We start from the raw sequence: 20,440 nt of genomic DNA, 5'->3' as shown, positions 1-20,440 counted from the left end.
ATGAATGATGAATAAGAAAGTCGCGTGGAATGGTCAGGTTCAGCCGGAAGCGATTAACGTATTATCGGCGGAAGGCGGAATGATTGTTTGCCCTACGAAAGTGGGTTATATCATTATGACCTCGGATAAAGAGGGGCTTGAGAGAAAATTCGAAGCGAAACAGCGAAACCGTAATAAACCCGGCGTGGTATTGTGCGGCAGTATGGAACAGCTGAAATCGCTGGCGGAAATGAACCCGGAAATTGAGGCATTTTATCAGGCACACTGGGATGCAGACGTATTACTGGGCTGTATTTTGCCGTGGCGAGAAGATGCCATCGCCAGATTGCCTGATAACGGCCTGAAAGATCTGATGATGGACGGCAGAAAAACCAGCTGCTTCGTGATTAAATTTGGCAAACCCGGTGAAATGATTGCCAAAGAGCTGTGGGAAAAACATCAAAAATTCTCTTTTGCCAGCTCGGCGAATCCGTCAGGCAAAGGCAACCGCGGCATGGTGGAGTTCATTGGGGAACGCATCGAAGCGCGTGCAGACGTAATTATTTGTGCCAACGAGTACGTTAAGTCTATTCAGCCTGATGAAACCCAGGAGAGTCGCTATGAACAAGGCGTCATGGTGTCAATGGTAGACAGTGAAGGGAAACTGGTTCCTGAACAGGGTAGCGCCCGAAAAGTGACCCCTTGCCCGGTATTAATTCGCAAAGGTCTCGACGTCAATAAAATTATTAACTTCATGTCAGCCCAGTTTAATACCTGGGACTATCGCCACGGCGATTATTATTAATATTTCGGGTTTAACCACGTCACAGGGATATCGATAATTATGTCATTTATAGACAAGGCCATTACCGTATTGCGTAATAGCGGGATCATACTGATCCCTACCGATACCCATTTTGCACTGGCGGCCGATCCTTACAGCCTGGACGCCATGGAAAAATTGACGCTGTTAAAAAGATCGCCCGGTACGAGAGAGATGACGTTTTGCTTCTGCGAACTGGCTGATATATGGGAATGGGTGGATGTCAGCCCGTGGCAAAGAAGCAAAATTGAAATGCTCAGCCGGGCCTGCTGGCCCGGCACCCTGAAAATCAGCCTGCGAAAGAAACAGCTAGCCGGTTTTCTTCCCGGCGCAGGCGATATTCTTCCGGTCGTCTGCGTGAAAAACAGTCAGATGCGAACCATCATCAGCCGGTTAGGCAGGCCTTTGGCGGTCATCCCGGCAGGATATCCGCAGGCTGAGGGCGATCTTGTGAGTTTTACGCTCGCCCGGGAAGACATGGGAGACCGCGTCGATCTGGTCGTCCCGTCCAACTGCAAAAATCCCAGCCGTACCGCCACCACGCATATCTCTTTGCTGGATGACAACGTCTCGATCCTTCGTCATGGTGAGCTGGATATCAGTAGCCTGCTTTGACCTCAGCTCCGGTGATAAGCTGCTGAAGTTCGTCGCTAAAACGCTTAATGCCTGACGTCATCGTATTTTTATTTTTTGACAGCAGCCAGACTTTATATTCATCCATCTGCCAGCCGGGTAAAAGCCGGACCAGTTTTCCGGTGGCGAGACTTTCTCGCGCAATGTAATTGGGCAAGTAGGCAATGCCCAGACCGGAAAGTGCCATGCTGATCAGCGCCACGCTGTTATTACTTCTGAAGCGGCTATGGACGTCAATATTGACCTTCTGTTTCTCTTTTCTGAACGGCAGCGAAACCGTACGTGCCACACCACGGAACAGGATGTAGTTATGGGCGGGGAGATCGCTCGGGGTCTGGACAGGACGCATCCGGGAGATAAAGTCAGGGGTAGCATACAGCCCCCACTGGATGGAGCATAAAAATTTGGTATGCTCATGCGTTGGCGTGTCCTGAGCCACGATGATGGACAAATCGTACGGGCTCTCTTTGATATCCACCGCTTTATCGGATAAATCGAGATCGACGTTGGCCATAATATTTCGTTCTAAGTAAGCATTTAAAGCTGGCACAACATACTCTTTTCCGAACGTCACCGGGGCCAGTATTTTTATTGTCCCCGCCGGCTCCTCATAATAATCCCGTATAAACCGTTCTGCAGAACGCAGCTCATTCAATATTTTGAAGCAGTGCTGATAGTAGCTCAACCCCAGCTCCGTAATCTCTATTTTCCGGGTGGTACGCTTAAGCAGCATTGCACCAATACGTTTTTCCAGCGTTGAAATATCCCGGCTAACTGACGACTTCGACATTCCCAAAGAGAGTGCGGCCTCGGTGAAGCTCAGGGTTTCGACGACACGCGCGAAAACCACCATCGGAATTAAATTCTCGATTTTTTCCATTCTACAATCTGCACCCGATCAGCAAACGTCACCCGACAATTAGTCGCAAAAGTCCTTACTAGCGTCAAGTGAAAAATTTCCAGCGTGCCGCCCTTTGTGCGTTTTTTATTAACGCAAAGAGGGCGTGTTGATATTTTTTCTCATCGACGCAAGGATATATTTTCGTCGAAAAATGAGAGAAGCCGACAGGTGAATATCCACGCACTAAAAGAAAAATATCTGGTTTTTTATGCTTTATTTATTGCTTCTGAATACGAATTAAATATTTAAATCCGCTAATTTCCCACTAGCATAACGACTCAGGGTGAATGTTACTAGAGGGTTAACAGTGAGTGAATGCATAGTTTCAGGAACACAGTGGGGGGCACAAAACCCCATCCGCGAGGACGATCTTGCGGCAAGGATCGATGCCTTACCGGCTTCCGCCGGGCTTTGGCGATTCATCGCCTTGCTGTCTCTTGGCGGTTTTTTTGAGCTTTACGATCTGTTTCAAACTGGCTATATCAGCGCCGGGCTCATTGCTGATGGGATCTTTCATACCGGGCAGCAGGGTGTGTTCGGTATGGCCGACCAGGCCGCATTTGCTTCCGCGACCTTTCTGGGGCTCTTTATCGGTGCCAGCCTGCTGAGCCCCTATGCTGACCGCATTGGCCGACGCGCGACCTTTATGTATGCCCTGCTCTGGTACGGGCTGTTTTCCCTCGTCATGGCGTTTCAGCATCAGGCGGAATGGGTGATCTTTTTCCGTTTTATGGTGGGGATCGGGCTCGGCGTTGAACTGGTGACCATTGATACCTATCTGACAGAGTGGGTACCCGCTCACCTTCGCACCCGCGCATTTGCTTTCGCCTTTTTCATTCAGTTTCTCTCCGTTCCTGCCGTGGCGCTGATGTCGTGGTGGCTGGTCCCGCAGACGTGGTTTGGCCTGAGCGGATGGCGGTTCGTGGTGATTGCCGGCGCGCTGGCGTCCATCGTCATCTGGCTTGTACGTAAGGGGCTGCCGGAATCGGCACGCTGGCTGCTGCAGCAAAAGCGCTATCTGGAGGTAAGGAACGTCATGCATGAGATGGAAAAACGCTGCGGTGCCGACGAGCAGGCTGATTTCCCTCTCCGTGCCGGGCAGCACAGCGACCAGCCTTCCATCAAGGGCAGATTTAAAGACATCTGGTCCCCGCGCTACCGTGGCCGGGTTGTCATGCTGGTGGTGATGAATATCTTTCAGGCGATCGGCTTTTTTGGCTTCGGAAACTGGCTCCCTGCCCTGCTGTCCGGCAATGGGACATCGGTCACGCACAGCCTGCTGTATGCCTTTTTCATCACGCTGGCCTATCCTCTCGGTGCGCTCATCTGTAGCCGCTATGCCGATCGGATGGAAAATAAATGGCAAATCGTCTTGTCCTGTCTGACCACGGTCATCTTTGGTTCGCTGTTCGCGCTTCAAAGCAACCCGCTGCTGTTGATTGCCTGCGGCTTCTTTATTACCTGGTCCAATGCCTGGCTGACCTACAGCTACCACTCCTATCAGTCTGAGATTTTCCCCACCCGTATTCGGGCTCGCGCGGTCGGCTTTTGTTATTCCTTTAGCCGTTTATCCACCGTATTCAGCAGTATAATTATCGGTCTTATCTTGCAATATAGCGGCTCGACGGCGGTTATTGCCTTCATTGTAATAAGTATGCTGATTGTGATGCTGACCATTGGTATTTTTGGCCCCAACACGCGTGGTATCGATTTGGAAAATATTTAATCACCGTGACTAATAAAATGCCGTCTCACGCCAGGTGAGCGGCATCCATGATTATTTCTGCTGCCCCGGAAATAATAGCCCCGTCATGGCATCTCCCTTTTTACAGTTTTTTCCTAAAGCCGCTTCGCTTCGTCTGTGACATGCTGAATCACGCTCATAACCGATAACGTTAAATGAGGATATTATGAAAAAAACAATTATCGCATTATCTGCCATTCTGCTGGCTTCCCCCGTTTTTGCTGCGACCACACATGCAACTGACGACACTGTCGCCGCGGCGAAAGCAAACGCCAACGACGCGAAGCAAAAACTGCACGAAGAGCAGAACAAAGGTGAAGAACTGAAGCTGAAAAACGAGCATGCCGCAGAAGGTAAAAGCGAAAGCTTTGGCAGCAAGGTCAGCGAAGACTCCCAGAAAGCCTGGCATAAAACCAAAGAAGGCACCGAAAAGGGGTGGGATGCCACCAAAGAAGGTGCTGAGAAAGGCTGGAATAAAACCAAACAGGGTGCCAGTGAGTTAGAAAAGAAAGTCACTGAGTAATCCCCAAAGAGGCCGCGTTAGCGGCCTTTTTTTTGTCTCTCCGAACAAAGACGCAAGATACCCGCGTGGCGCGCAGAAAAAGATCGGTGTTGCTATCAACCGAATGTATTTACCCTTCTCTCAACGACGTTTAGCGCTCTCTAATTAGCAGAAATTTGTCTGCGCATCAGAATATATTTTACTACTTCAAAAACATAATATATCTTACATCAAAAATGTTACCCTAACTTAAACACGAATTAAGCAACCATAAATAATATAATTTAAAATAAAGGGTGACTTTCTTTCTGCCGCATTATTTTACTTCTTAAGAAACGTTCAAAAAGATATCAGGCTTTAATAAAAAACCTTCAAAAACAGAGCGTTAATTATTTGCACCGATAATTAACATCAATATATTAATGCCAACTTCACAATACCCACCAGTATTTACAGCAGCTTAATTTGCATATCGAGACTTTTCTGACTATATCATTTTCATACCGTTTCGGATTAATTCCTCTATTAATTACAGGGTTATCTAGAGCACAAAAAAAAGAATACGCAATATTTTCCATCAAATAAATAGATTCGCTCTGATGTTGCCACTCTATATCCTGGCGGGCATCGTTCGCTCTAAAAAAAATACGGTGAGTACTGCTTAATTGCAGTGACTCCGCCGGGGGCGCGCTTTTCCCTTCATAAACAGATGGCTCATCTTGCACGCCGTTCACGACAACTCGTCTGGAGTAATGACTAAATGAGCCAAATCTCTGTTATATCGAAACTTACTGGCGTGGAAACCACCACAGAGGGCACCCAGGTTACGCTGAGCCATTCCTCTATCGTGGAGCTACACGTAGAGCGAACCGATATTTCTCATTTCGCCCGTAGCGGTAACGATCTGGTGGTAACGCTGCACTCCGGCGAGGTGATCACCCTGAAAAACTTCTACGTCACGGATGCCCAGGGCGTGAGCCAGCTGGTCCTGGAGGAGAGTGACGGCGCGCTGTGGTGGATTGAAGATCCTACCGGGGCCGCCACATACGAATTAATCGCCTCCACGGACGTATTACTTGCCGCGTCAGGGAGTGATGCAGGCGGTGCCGCCGTCTGGCCATGGGTGCTGGGTGGTCTTGCGGTAGCGGGTGGGATTGCCATCGCGGCGGGCACCGGCGGAGGAGGTGGCGGTGACGATGATGACAACAGCAACCCCGGCAATCCGGGCACGCCGACGGATCCCGATACCACGGCGCCAACCGCGCCAACCAACTTACAGTTCTCCGACGATGGCAAAACCGTCACGGGTACCGCGGAGCCGGGCAGCACCGTCACGCTAAAAGATGCCGACGGTAACGTGGTCGGCACCGGAAAAACGGGCAATGACGGCAAATTTACCATCGTGCTGGATAAGCCCCTGACCAACGGCGAGGTGATCACCGCTACCGCGACGGATTCATCCGGTAATACCAGCCAGGCCGGGCACGTCACCGCGCCCGATACCACCGCACCGGATGCGCCCACCAATCTGCAGGTATCGGATGACGGCACCACCGTCACGGGTCGCGCTGAACCGGGCAGCACCGTCACGTTAAAAGATGCCGACGGCAACGTGGTCGGCACCGGGAAAGCAGGCAGCGATGGCACATTCACAATTGAACTGGGTAAACCGCTGACCAACGGCGAGCAGCTTACCGCCACCGCGACGGACACCGCGGGCAACACCAGCCAGCCTGGTCAGGTCACCGCTCCAGACTCCACCGCGCCAGATGCGCCAAACCTTCTCATCGTAAACGATAATGTCGGCACGGAAACGGGCCCGCTGGACAATGGCCAGCGCACTGACGACGCCCGCCCTACCCTCAGCGGCATTGGCGAAGCCGGAACCACCCTCACCATTTACGATAACGGCACCCAGATCGGCACCACCAAAGTGGATGCTAACGGCAACTGGAGCTTTACCCCAGCAGGCAATCTCGCCAACGGAAGCCACACCATCACGACCACGGCAACCGATGCGGCGGGCAACACCAGCGCGCCATCGACCGCCGTGACCTTTATCGTCGATACCGTCGCCCCGACGGCGCCGGTCGTCATCAGCGTTGTTGATGATGTCGCCCCCATTACCGGTACGCTGGGCAATGGCAGCAGTACCAACGATCCGCGGCCACAGCTCACCGGTACCGCAGAAGCAGGCTCGACCGTCACCATTTATGACGGCACCATCGCGATCGGTACCGCCGTGGTAGCCGCTAACGGAAGCTGGACGTTTACGCCCTCCGTGAACCTCAGCGAAGGCAGCCATCAGCTGACCGTGCGTGCCACCGACGTCGCAGGCAACATCGGCCCAGCCTCCCCGGCGTTTACCCTTACCGTGGATCTCACTGCCCCGTCTACGCCGTCTGCATTCGTGGTTAATGATGATACCGGAGGCCTCAAAGGTGCCATCAGCGCAGGACAGTTTACGGATGCCTCACAGCCGCGTCTGACGGGCAGAGGTGAACCTGGCAGCACCATTACCGTTTACGATAACGGCGCGCTCGTAGGAACTGCCACGGTGCAGCCTAACGGCACATGGAGCCTGACCCCGACATCACCTCTTGCAGAAGGCGCGCACTCGATTACGGTGCGTGAAACCGATGCGGCAGGCAACCAGAGCGGCCTGTCTCAGCCGATTAATTTCATCGTTGACACCACACCGCCGGATCAACCCGTCATTTCTCTGAATCCGGCTGGCACGCAGATTACCGGCACCGCCGAGCCCAACAGCAGCATTGTGATCACCAACAGCGACGGAGACGTCATTGGCCGTACGACCACGGACGGCAACGGTAACTTTGTTGCCACGCTTACCCCTGCGCAAACCAACGGCCAGCTGATCTCCGTGGTGGCGTCTGACGCTGCAGGTAACCAGAGCACGCCAGCGATCGCTACCGCGGCCGATACCACCCCGCCAGCCCTGCCCGGCAACCTCGTGGTGTCCGACGATGGTCAAAGCGTCAGCGGGACGGCAGAACCGGGCAGTACCGTCACCATTAAAGCCCCGGATGGCACAGTCATCGGCGAAACGACAACCAATGGCGACGGGACCTTTAGCACGCCAATCAGCCCGGCCCAGACAAACGGCGAAGTGCTGACAGTTATCGCAACCGATGACAGCGGTAACGTTAGCCTGCCGGCTACGGCCACTGCACCTGATTCGACGCCACCTCTCGCGCCGGATAACGTCGTCGTGTCCGGTGACGGCACAACGGTCACGGGCACCGCTGAACCGGGTAGTACGGTGACTATTCGTGAAGGTAACGTCACGGTGGGTCAAGGCAAAGCCAATGATGACGGTAGCTTCAGCGTCACGCTCACGCCGCCAAAAGCCAACGGCGAAAGTTTGACCGCAGATGCCACCGACGCCGCAGGCAACACGGGGCCAACAACCCCTACCGTTGCGCCGGACATCACGCCTGCGCAAACGCCGGTGATTATTTCCGTGGTGGATGATGTGCAGGCCACCACGGGTCCTGTCGCCCAGAATGGCCTCACTAACGACCGGACGCCTACCATCAACGGGACGGGTGAACCCGGTACAACCATTACCGTTACCAGCGGCAGCACCGTCATCGGTACCGTGACCGTTCCGGCGTCCGGCGAATGGAGCATTACCCCAACCGCACCGCTGCCTGATGGCGGTTACGTCCTGACGGCAACGGCAGTCGATGGAGCAGGTAACCCGAGCGGATCCTCAAATCCCTGGAGCATCACCGTTGATGGCACTGCGCCGGTCGCACCGGTCATTACGCAGGTCGTGGATGATGCCCCTGGACGCACCGGCCCGCTCGATACCGGTGAAACGACAAACGACGCCACCCCGACGCTCAACGGTACCGCCGAGCCGGGTTCAACGGTCACCATTCGTCTTGATGGCAACGCCATTGGTACCGTGCTGGTCGACAGCAACGGTGCGTGGACCTTCACGCCCACAACGCCGTTGAGCGAGGGGCCGCATACCCTGACCGCCGTCACCACCGACGCGGCGGGTAACACCAGCCCGTCATCCGGCGGCTTTACGCTGACGGTCGACGTTACGCCACCGGTGGCGGCCACTATTGAGACAGCGCTGGATAACGTGGGTCCGGTGCAGAACCCGCTTCAGGACGGTGATACGACGGACGACACCCAGCCTCAGCTGCAGGGGACGGCACCGGCGGACACCATCATCACGCTTTATGACGGTAATACCCTGCTCGGCACGGCGACTGTAACGGGGGGAACATGGACCTTCACGCCAACCACCCCGTTAACCAACGGCCCACACTCCCTGACGGTGCACGCCACGGATGATGCCGGTAATACGACGATTTCGCCTCCGTTCGTGCTCACCATTGATACCATCGCGCCTGATACACCGGCGATACCGGATATCACCGTAAACCCGGACGGCAGCACGCCGGGTACCGCACTGAACCCGGGTGAAACGACCCGCGATACCACGCCAACCCTGAGTGGAACGGGCAACCCGGGTGACGTGGTGAATATTTATGATGGCACGACCAAAATCGGTGAATCTCTGGTGGACGGTGACGGTAACTGGACCTGGACGCCGAACCCACCGCTGGGTAACGGGACCTACGATCTCTCCCTGACGGTCACCAATCAGGATGGCGCAGGCAACGAAAGCGCCCCGTCCACCCCGGTGACGATCACCATTGATACTGAAGCCCCTCTGGCCCCAACGGTGCCGGTCGTGACCGACAGCGTGAGCCAGATCACCGGCCCCGTAGCCGACGGCGAAACCACCAACGATCCGCGCCCGGTATTGAGCGGAACAGGTACGCCAAACGATGTGATCACCATCTATGACAGCCGCGATGGCGGCACAACGACGACAGCCGTAGGCACGGTGACGGTAGACGGAAACGGCAACTGGAGCTGGCGCCCTGATAGCAACATTGGGGAAGGCACGCATGAATATACCGCCACGGCCACCGATGAGGCGGGCAACGAATCGGATCCATCAACCGGCATCACCATTACGGTAGACACGCTCGCGCCCGATACACCGGCGATCTCGGCCATCGGTGGTGCACAAAACGGTGGTTTTACGACGGATAACACCCCAACGATCGGCGGAACCGGTCCTGACGGTGAAACGGCGATCATTTACAACAACGGTGTTGAACTGGCGCGCGTGGATATCGTCAATGGCCAATGGACATACACGCTTCCGACGGCCCAAACAGACGGCCCGCTGAATATTACCGTTGCGGCAGTGGATAGCGCAGGTAACGTCAGTGCGCCAGGCCCGGTCTTTACCGTGACGATCGATACGCAGGCTCCCGCGACGCCAGCTATCGACGCGGTTTCTGATAGCCAGCTCACCAACGGCACTCTGTACTCACGCGACGGCACGCCAACGCTCTCAGGAACAGGTGAGCCCGGAACGATCATCACCGTCACCGTGGATGGCTCCGCCTCAACGGTGACCGCGACGGTACAAGCTGACGGTACATGGGAGTGGACCTCGCCTGTAACATTAACGGATGCCCCGCATACCTTCTCGGTCGCCGCGAACGATCCTGCCGGCCTCAGCTCCGGCAGCTCTCCAACCCTGAACGTCACGGTCGATACCCTCGATCCCGCCGCGCCGACGGGGATCAGCGTGGCCGCTCAGGGTACCCCGATGACCGGGAGCGCGGAAGCAGGCTCCACCATCACCGTAACTGATGCTGACGGCAACGTGGTTGGCACTGGCGTTGCTGCCGGCGGCGGCAGTTTCTCTGTTGCGCTCAGCCCTGCTCAGCCAAATGGTGCAGTGCTGACCGTGACGGCTACCGATGCCGCGGGTAACTTAAGTCCTGATGCCTCCTACACCGTCACCAACACTTTACCTAATCTCCCTGACGTGCCGATCATCACCGCTATCAATGATGATGTTTCCCCGGTCACGGGGGATGTAAAAGACAAAACGACCAACGACACCACACCAACCCTCGTCGGCACAGCTGAAGCAGGCAGTATCATCACCATCTATCAGGACGGGGTACAGATCCCACTGATTAACGTGGTTGCGGACGCGAACGGTAACTGGAGCTATACGCCGGTTCTACTTACTGAAGGAGAACACACCTTTGAAGTCACCGCCACGCTGAATTTACAAACCAGCGGACGCTCTCCTGCCGCAACCGTCACCATTGACCTGACCGCACCCGACACACCGGCTATCGGCTCCATCATCGATGACGTCGGTCCGGGCATTGGGCCATTGAGCGACGGCCAGACCACCAACGATAACCGTCCAACGCTGAACGGCGTGGGGAACGTGGGTGATACGATTACCATTTACAATAACGGTACTCCGTTAGGCAGCGTGGTCGTCGGCTCAACGGGCACATGGACCTACACCCCGCCTGCGCTGGCTGATGGCGATCATACCCTGACGGTCCGGGCCACCGATCCGGCGGGCAACGCGAGCGGACTCTCTACGGGCATCACCATCACCGTTGACACCGTCTCCACGACGCCGGTGATCACCAGCGTGACCGACGACGCGGGGAATGCCGCGACCGTAGTACCTAACGGTGCGCCAACCAACGACGCCACGCCAACCCTGACCGGGACGGCGGAAGCGGGCAGTGTCGTCGTTATTTATGATGGCACAACGCAGATCGGTATCGTGGCAGCAGACAGCGTCACCGGCGCATGGACCTTTACGCCTGAAACCGCCCTCGTGGAAGGCTCTCACTCCTTCACCGTCAAAGCCACCGATCCGCAGGGCAACGTGAGCCAGACCTCCAACGCCTGGAGCGTTGACATCGACCTGACGGCGCCAACGGTGCCGACGCTCGATACGGTTAACGACAACGTGGCGGGCGGCGTGACCGGTAATCTGACCGCCGGCCAGGTCACCAACGACAATACGCCGACGCTGAGCGGGACAGGTGCGCTGGGCAGTACAATCCACATTCTGAATAATGGGGTGGAGATTGGTACCACCACGGTAGACAGCAACGGCAACTGGACCTTTACGCCTGGCACTGCGCTTGGCGATGGCAACTATAACATTCGCGTCAACGCCACGGATGCCGTAGGCAACGTCTCGGCTAACTCTCCGGTATTCGCCTTCACCGTGGATACCGCAGGCCCTGACGCGCCGGTTGTAACGACTGTCATTGACGATGTCGGGCCGGTCACCGGGACGCTCCTCACCGGCAACAGCACCAACGATGCGCGCCCAACCTTCAACGGCACGGGCGAAGTCGGTGCGACGGTTCACGTGATTGTGGATGGCACTGAAATTGGCACCGCCGTGGTGAATGCTCAGGGGAACTGGACCTTTACCCCGGGCACGGCGCTCGGTGAAGGGCTGCACGCCATCACCTTCAACTCCACCGATACGGCGGGTAACACCGGCGCCACCTCGCCAGCGTTTAACCTGACGGTGGATACCGTCGCACCGCTGGCACCGGTCTTTACGCCAGCAACGGATAACCAGGGTACCGTTCTCAACCCACTCACCTCGGGGCAAAGTACCGACGACACTACGCCAACGCTGAACGGAACCGCAGCGGCCAACGCCACTATTACCCTTTATGAAAATGGTCAGCAGGTCGGTACCGTTCAGGCCAACGGCAGTGGCGTATGGAGCTTCACGCCTGCTAACCCGCTCAGCAGCGGCAGCCATACCTGGACCGCCACGGCAACCGACGCGGCAGGCAACGTCAGCCCGGCTTCACCGGCCTTTACGCTGATTGTCGATACCACTCCACCGAACGCACCGGTTATCTCGCAGGCTATCGATGATGTCGGCACGGTGACGGGCGCGCTTGGCTCAGGGCAAAGCACCGACGACACCGTACCGCGTCTTGTGGGCACCAGCGAGCCATTTGCTACGGTGAACATCTATGAAGGCACAACGCTTGTCGGCACGGGCACTGCAGACGCCAGCGGCAACTGGAGTATCTTGCTCAACACGACGCTGGCGACTGGCCCGCACAGCTTTACGGCACAAGCCACCGATGCGGCTGGCAATACCAGCGCGTCATCAGCCACCTTCACGCTGACCATCGACACCACGCCGCCAGCGCTGCCGGTGCTGACAAGCATCACGGATGACGTCGGTAACGCCGCCACGCCAATCGCCAACGGTGGCTTAACCAACGATGCGCAGCCGACGCTCACGGGCACGGCAGAAGCGGGCTCAACGGTGAAAATCTTCGATAACGGCGTGCAGATAGGCAGCGTCGTTGCGACCGGCGGAAACTGGAGCTTTACCCCTTCTCCGGCGCTGGGCGACGGCTCGCACAGCCTGACCTTCTCGGCGACCGATCCGGTAGGTAACGCCAGTGCGCAAACCACTGGATATGTGATTAACGTTGACGCAACCGCGCCAACAGCGCCGGTTATCAGCTCTGTTGTCGATGACGTGGGCACCGTCACCGGTCCGGTGACGGGCAGCAACCCGACCAACGACACGCGCCCTACGCTCAACGGCACCGCGGAAGCCAACGCCACCGTTCGCATCTATGACGGTACGACGCTCGTGGGTACCGTGACGGCGGATGCCAACGGGAACTGGACGCTACCGCAAACCAACACCACGCTGGCGGAGGGGCAACATAACTTCACCGCCACGGCGACCGATGCCGCAGGCAACACCAGCGCGCCATCGTCAGTCACCACCATCACCGTTGACCTGACGCCGCCAGCGGTTCCTGCCGGCCTGGCGGTGATCACCAACGGGACGCACGTCACCGGCACCGCCGAAGCGGGCAGCACGGTTACCATCACCACCAGCACCGGTACGGTCCTCGGTACGGCGGTAGCAGACGGTAGCGGCAACTTTAACGCCACGATCTCCCCCGCGCAGACGGGAGGAGAGTCGCTGGTGGTCTACGCCACCGATAAAGCCGGAAACGCCGGTGTGAGCGCATCGGTTACCGCGCCGTTCACGACGCTGCCGAACGCGCCAGTAATCGCCACTATTACCGACAACGTCGGTACGGTCACCGGTAATCTGACCAACGGTAAAACGACCGATGACACCACGCCAACCCTGAGCGGAACGGCGCAGCCTAACGCTACCGTCACGCTCTACAATAATGGCGTCGCAATGGGCAGCGTTGTCGCCGACGGATCAGGCAACTGGACCTTCACCACTCCGGCGATGAGCGAAGGCTCCCATGCGTTTACTGCCACCGCGAGTAACGGCTCGGGAACCGGTCCGTTCTCTTCCGCCACGACGGTGATTGTCGACCTCACCGCGCCAAACACGCCAACCGGCAGCTTTAACGCCGACGGTAGCGTCCTGACGGGTAACGCCGAAGCGGGCAGCACCGTCACCATCCGTCTGGCAGATGGCAGCACGGTGACCACAACGGCAGGCAGCAACGGTACCTACAGCTATACCTTCCTCAATAAACAGACCGAAGGTCAGACGCTGCAGGTCACCGCGACCGATGCCGCAGGTAACGTTTCGCTGCCAGGATCGGCCCTCGCCCCGGTCGTGCCGCTGTCGGCCAGTAGCAACGTTGAAGAGTTGGACCTCACCACAACCGCAACGGTCACCAACTCGCAGTACAGCGATTACGGCTTCCTGCTGGTGGGCGCGCTGGGTAACGCGCTGACGCTGCTCGGCAATGACACCGCGCAGGTCGGCTTTACGGTGGGCAGCGGCGGCAGCGCGGACATCACCGTCAACGCCAACGCCACGGGTGCGGTGCTGTCGCTGCTCAATACCCTTGAACTGGTGGTGCAGCGGTTCGACAGCGTCAACAACACCTGGACAACGGTGGTGGATACCGGCCAGCCACAGTTTGCCGATCTGCTCACGCTCGGGGCGACCGGCGTTTCGCTGAACCTGAACGGCCTGGCTAACGGGCAGTATCGCGTCCTGAGCTACAACACCAACCTGCTGGCGACGGGCTCTTACACCAGCATTGATGTGGGCGTGAAAGAGACCAGCGCAGGCACCGTCACCGGCGAAACCAGCCTGGGCGGCAACGTCATCCTCGACGTTGACCCGACTACCGGTAGCGATAACGCTCCGGCTGGCACCACGGTTACCGCCGTCACTAACGCCCTGGGGGTAACCACCAGCGTCACCGCCGACGGCACGGCAATTCAGGGGCAGTACGGTACGCTGACCATCAACCGCGACGGCAGCTACACCTATACCCTGACGAATACCAGCGCCTCGGTGATTGGCCGTACGGAGAACTTCACCTATACCATCTCCCACAACGGAACCAGCGCCTCGGCGAACCTGGTGCTGTCGCTGGGAACAGGCACAGCCACCAGCGGCATCGTGGCCGTAGATGACACCGCATCGCTGACCTTTGACACCACCGTGAGCGCCATTAACAACGGCACCTCGTCGCAGGGCGGCTTTACCGTGGTCGGGATTAACCTCGGTAATACCCTGGGCCTGAATCTGCTGGATGATTTGAGCAATCCGATCATCTACAGCGTGGAGGAAGGCACCACCCGCACCATGACCATTCAGGCCTCCGTGGGGGGCGTAGCGCTGGCCTCGGTGTTTGACCTGTACATCTATAAGTTCAACGATGCGACCCAAACCTTCGAGCAGATGCGCGTTCAGCCGGGCTGGCTGCGCGCGCCGCTGCTGGGCGGCACCTCATCCACGCTGACGCTGAATCTGCCGTCTGGGGAGTACCTCTTCCTCCTGAACACGGCGGCGGGGATCACCGCGCTGACGGCCTACACGCTGAACGTGCTGGAAGACCACGTCTATAGCGTGGCAAGCGTCGGTACCAGCACCACCGGGGATGTGCTGGCGGATGACGTCGCGCCATCCGGCACGCTGGTGACGGAAGTAAACGGCGTGGCGGTAAACAGCAGCGGCCTCACCACCATCGTGGGGGAATACGGCACGCTCTCCATTAACGCGTCCGGTCAGTACACCTACACCCTGAAGAGCGGCGTTGGCGCTGACCACATCAGCACGCCGGATACCTTCGTCTACACCATTACCGCGCCGAACGGTGCCAAAGATACGGCCTCGCTCAACATCACCCCAACCGCGCGGGCGATGGATGCGGTGAACGATGTCAGCACCGCGATGGACGTGACCTCGGTACACCATACGACGGCCTACTCGGATACAACCGTAGGGACGGCGAGCTGGAACGCCGCGCTGTTGGCATCAACCCAGGGTAGCGGAAACGGTACCTTCGTGGTGGATCCGAATACGGCCCTGCACAACGTGGTCTTGACCTTTAACGTCGCATCGCTCCTTTCTCTGGGCGGGTTGACGGTGGACTGGACGATAACCAATGGCGCGACCACCGTAAGAAGTGGTTCATTCAACGGCGGGCTGCTGCTGGGCGGCACAGCCACCATCAACCTGACGGGACTGGATCTGGATGCAGGTACCTATACGCTCAGCTATACCGGCAAAATGGGCCCACTGGCTGCGGGAAATATCACCATTACCCCAAGCGTCAGCGGCACCGCCTACTCCCTGACCCAGTTCGACTCCACCAGCGGTCATACCGTCAACGGCAACATCTTTGACGGCACCGACTCCGCCGGGGCAATGGATCAACTGCACTCGGTGGATACTCGCCTGAGCATCACCGGCTACAACGGCGTGACCACCACCCTGGATCCTTACACCGGCAGCACTGCGGTGAACATTGTTGGCCATTACGGCACGCTGGCGATTGCGGCAGACGGTCATTACACCTACAGCCTCAACGCCGGGGTATCGCTCTCAACCATCACCTCGAAGGAGGTCTTTAACTACACCCTGACCGACGCGACCGGTAAAACGGATACCGCCTCGCTGACCATTAATATGGCGCCGCAGTTCATCAGCTCTGAACACAACGACGTCATTACCGGTACGGCTTACGGCGATACGCTGATTTACCAGGTGCTGAACAGCACGGCAGGCAACGCAACGGCGGGGAACAGCGCGGGCGACCACTGGACCAACTTCTCACTGGCGCAGGGAGACAAGATCGACATTGGCGATCTGCTGGTGGGCTGGAACGGCAGCGCGTCGACGCTGGGTAACTATCTCACTGTTTCACAAAGCGGTGGCAATACTGTGATCTCCATCGACCGTGACGGTACAGGGGCCGCCTACACTAAATCTGCACTCGTTACGTTGGATAACGTTCAGACCACCTACGACGAGCTTGTTAACCAGCAGCACATCATTACCTGATAGCAGCAGAACCACCTGACCCGGGCGCACAGCGCCCGGGCACAACAATAAAGCTGTACCATTTTATTAGGGACAAGACATGGGAAAGAAGATGCCTTACTGGTGGCTCTCGTGCTGCCTGATATCTGTGCCCGCTCTAGCTGCCAACCCGGCGGGAACGATCAATGCCGAACAACTCAGCGAAACGCAGGAACTCCCCTCTTTGAACGGCCGCGTGGCCCCGGTGGCCACGAAAGCCGCGCCCGGCACGCTGCAGCTGAGCGAAGCCGTAAACCGTGCCGTCACCTGGCACCCGGCCATCAGCGAAGCGGTAGGTAAACTCTACCAGCAGAGCGAAAACGTGGACGTCGCCAAATCGAAATACTATCCGCAAATCAATGCCGGAATGGAGAACGGCTATACCCACGACGGTGACGACAACGGCTTCACGCCATCGCTGGTGCTCTCCCTCTCGCAAATGCTCTACGACTTCGGCAAAGTGGCGAGCCAGGTGCGCGCCGAAAGCGCGGGCGTCGCCCAGCAGCAGGCTAACGTGCTGGTCAGCATTGACACCATTGCCCACGATACCGCCATCGCCATGGTGCAGGTTCAGACCTTGCAGCAGATGGTAGACACCGCCAAAGAGCAGCTTGATGCCCTCTCCTCTATCGGAAAGCTGACAAAGCTGCGCAATGACGAAGGGGCCACCTCTCTCTCTGACGTGGTGCAGACCGATGCCCGTATCGAAGGCGCGCGCGCCCAGCTGATGCAGTACCAGGCCAGCCTCGACAGCGCCCGCGCCACGCTGATGAGTTTTCTGGGCTGGGACAGCCTGAACGTCGTCAGTAACGACTTTCCCCAGAGCCTGGCCCGCAGCTGCGACATCGCCGAGCCGGACGATCGTCTGGTGCCCGCCGTGTTAGCGGCCTGGGCGCAGGCCAACGCCGCGCAGGCCAACCTTGACAATGCCAACGCGCAGATGACGCCGACCATTTCGCTTGAGCCGGAAGTGCGCCACTACCTTAACGACCGCTATGCGGGCAACGAAACGCGGGATCGCACCCAATACTCCGCCTGGGTCAAAGTGCAGATGCCGCTCTATCAGGGCGGCGGCCTGACCGCCCGACGCAATGCGGCCGGACATGCGGTCGAGTCAGCGCAGTCCACCATTCAGCGCACCCGCCTCGACGTGCGGCAAAAACTGCTCGAAGCGCGCAGCCAGGTAATGAGCCTGATGGCCACGCTGCAAATTCAAGGGCGTCAGGAAGCGCTCAGTGCCCGCACCCGCGAGCTATATCAACAGCAGTATCTCGACCTCGGCTCGCGTCCACTGCTCGACGTGTTAAACGCCGAACAGGAGGTTTATCAGGCGCGTTTCACCCAGCAGCAAACCGCCGGACAGCTGCATCAGCTTCAGCTCAACTGCCTGTACAACACCGGGCGCTTACGTCACGCGTTCGATCTTGATAACCGTACCATCCAGACCGTGGAGATCCAGCCATGAAGCAACGCGATATCCCACAGGGTGAAAACATGACGGATGATGCGCTGGAACAGTGGGCACAGGCGTTTGGCTACGTGGCAACGCGTTATCGCGTAGCCTGTTCACCCGGCGCGCTGATGGCGGGTGCGCCGTGGCTGAAAGGTAAACCGATGGTGCCTGCCCTCACCCAGCTTGCGCGCGAGGCCGGACTGTCATTTGAGCTGCTGACGGCAGATCGGCAGTCCATCAATAGCTGGCGTTTGCCCGTCGTGGTGGAGCTGAGCGAGGGGAAAATCGGCGTTATTGAACATTTCGACGGCGAGGACACGCTTGAGGTCAGCTTTTTCGACGACAACACGCACACCAACCGCCTGTCGATGACGGCCATGCTCCCGGCCATCCGCCATGTAATCGCCCTGCGTCCCCTGGCCGCCCTGAAGGACAGCCGGGTGGATGCCTATATCTCTAAATATCGCCCGGACTGGCTCTACCGGCTGGTGATGCGCGATCTGCGCCCCTACAGCTGGGTCATGCTCGCCGCGCTGTTTATCAACGTGCTGTCGCTTTCGGGGATCGTGTTTTCCATGCAGGTCTACGACCGGGTGATCCCGGCCCAGTCCTACCCGACGCTGTACGTTCTGACTATCGGGGTGCTGATCGCCACGCTGTTTGGTTTTGTGCTGCGCGTGGCGCGCGGGCACATTATGGATCTGCTGGGCAAGCGCTCGGATCTGCGCGTGTCGGATCGCGTCTTTGGCCATGCGCTACGCCTGCGCAACAGCGCCATCCCCCGCTCCACCGGCAGCTTCATTTCCCAGCTGCGCGAGCTGGAGCAGATCCGCGAAATGGTCACCTCCTCTACCATTTCCACCATTGTTGACCTGCCTTTCTTCCTCCTGTTTGTGGTGGTGCTGGCGATCATCGCGCCGCAGCTGGCGTGGATCGCCCCGGTCGCGGCGGTGATCATGGTATTGCCGGGCCTGCTGCTGCAAAAGCGGCTGGCGGAGCTGGCGAAGCAGTCGGCACACGAATCCACCCTGCGCAACGCGGTGCTGGTGGAGAGCGTGCAGGGGCTGGAGGACATCAAATTGATGCAGGCGGAAAACCGCTTTTTGCAGCAGTGGAACAGCTATATCCAGATCACCGCGGAATCTGGCCTGCGTACCCGCGAGCTGACGCAGAACCTGATCAACTGGGGGATGACCATTCAGAGCCTGGTGTATGCCGCCGTGATCGTGGTGGGCGCACCGATGGTGATCGACGGAACGTTAACCACCGGCTCGGTGGTCGCCGCCTCTATGCTGGCCTCCCGCATGATCGCTCCGATGGCGACGCTGTGCGGTGTGCTGGCCCGCTGGCAACAGGTGAAAGCCGCCAAAGAGGGGCTGGACAGCATTATGCAGCTTCCCACCGAAAACCAGCGCGAAGAGACACCGATCCGCCAGGACGTGCTGCGCGGCCATTACCTCTTCGAGCAGGCGCAGTTCCGCTATCACCCGGAGGATCCGCGCATGGCGCTGCGCATTAACCGTCTGGAGATCAAACCTGGCGAGAAAGTGGCGATCCTCGGGCGCAACGGCGCGGGCAAGTCCACCCTGCTGCAGGCGATGGCGGGCGGGATGGATCTGGCGGGCGGCGAGCTGCGGCTCGACAACTTCAGCCTGCCCCATCTCGACGTGGCGGACGTGCGGCGTAACGTCGGCTTTATGACCCAGAACGCGCGGCTGTTTTACGGCACCCTGCGCGAGAACATCACGCTGGGTATGCCGCGCGCCACCGATGAAGAGATTTTTGAAGTGCTGGAGATGTGCGGCGCGGCGAGCTTTGTGCAGAAGCTGCCGAAGGGGCTGGACTACCCGATTATGGAGAATGGCGTGGGGCTGTCCGGCGGGCAGCGGCAGTCCATTCTGCTGGCGCGCATGCTTCTGCGCGATCCGAATATCGTGCTGATGGACGAACCCACGGCGTCGCTTGACGAGCATACCGAGCGGGAATTTATCCAGCGCCTCAACGCCTGGCTCGGCAACCGCACGCTGGTTGTCGCCACCCACCGCGTCCCGGTGCTGGAGCTGGTGGAGCGTGTGGTGGTGTTGAAAGAAGGGATGCTGGTGATGGATGCGCCAAAAGCGCAGGCCCTGAGCAACAGCCGTATGCAGCAACAGCAGGCAGCAACCGGACGGGAGTGGAAAAATGAAAATCAGTCAGCGTGACG

The 20,440-nt window shown here is 58.1% G+C and carries 8 protein-coding genes; 7 read left to right on the top strand and 1 reads right to left on the bottom strand.

Annotated features, from left to right (window positions below):
* The first annotated feature begins 4 nt into the window (after positions 1–4).
* Positions 5–784, top strand: coding sequence for an L-threonylcarbamoyladenylate synthase (locus KW829_RS14340; protein ID WP_029485171.1), 780 nt, complete (start codon positions 5–7; stop codon positions 782–784).
* 39 nt (positions 785–823) lie between these two features.
* On the top strand, positions 824–1,417 hold the full coding sequence (locus KW829_RS14335; RefSeq protein ID WP_218308461.1) for an L-threonylcarbamoyladenylate synthase: 594 nt from the start codon (positions 824–826) through the stop codon (positions 1,415–1,417).
* Here the strand turns inward: KW829_RS14335 and KW829_RS14330 are convergent.
* Positions 1,401–2,315, bottom strand: a complete 915-nt coding sequence (locus KW829_RS14330; RefSeq protein WP_218308460.1) for a LysR family transcriptional regulator — start codon at positions 2,313–2,315, stop codon at positions 1,401–1,403. The two genes, KW829_RS14335 and KW829_RS14330, sit on opposite strands and share 17 nt — an antisense overlap.
* A 340-nt stretch (positions 2,316–2,655) precedes the next feature.
* On the opposite strand from KW829_RS14330, the gene KW829_RS14325 reads away from it, so the two are divergent.
* The 5 genes from KW829_RS14325 (at position 2,656) to KW829_RS14305 (ending at position 20,438) form a co-directional block, all read left to right on the top strand.
* Positions 2,656–4,062, top strand: a complete 1,407-nt coding sequence (locus KW829_RS14325) for an MFS transporter (protein ID WP_218308487.1) — start codon at positions 2,656–2,658, stop codon at positions 4,060–4,062.
* A 184-nt stretch (positions 4,063–4,246) separates the two neighbouring features.
* Positions 4,247–4,603: a hypothetical protein gene (locus KW829_RS14320; RefSeq protein WP_010434274.1), complete on the top strand. Its 357-nt coding sequence runs from the start codon at positions 4,247–4,249 to the stop codon at positions 4,601–4,603.
* Between the two features lie 739 nt (positions 4,604–5,342).
* The gene (locus tag KW829_RS14315; protein WP_218308459.1) at positions 5,343–16,766 is read left to right on the top strand and encodes a BapA/Bap/LapF family large adhesin; all 11,424 of its coding nucleotides are present in this window, start codon (positions 5,343–5,345) and stop codon (positions 16,764–16,766) included.
* Positions 16,767–16,845: 79 nt separating this feature from the next.
* Positions 16,846–18,249, top strand: coding sequence for a TolC family outer membrane protein (locus KW829_RS14310; protein ID WP_218308458.1), 1,404 nt, complete (start codon positions 16,846–16,848; stop codon positions 18,247–18,249).
* Positions 18,246–20,438: a type I secretion system permease/ATPase gene (locus KW829_RS14305; RefSeq protein ID WP_218308457.1), complete on the top strand. Its 2,193-nt coding sequence runs from the start codon at positions 18,246–18,248 to the stop codon at positions 20,436–20,438. Before KW829_RS14310 ends, KW829_RS14305 begins: the two co-directional genes overlap by 4 nt.
* Positions 20,439–20,440: the final 2 nt, after the last annotated feature.

The sequence above is a fragment of the Enterobacter sp. ENT02 genome, assembly GCF_019219165.1.
Lineage (GTDB): Bacteria > Pseudomonadota > Gammaproteobacteria > Enterobacterales > Enterobacteriaceae > Enterobacter > Enterobacter mori.
The sequence above is the reverse complement of the archived record's forward strand: the minus strand, read 5'-3'. Positions and strand labels throughout refer to the sequence as shown.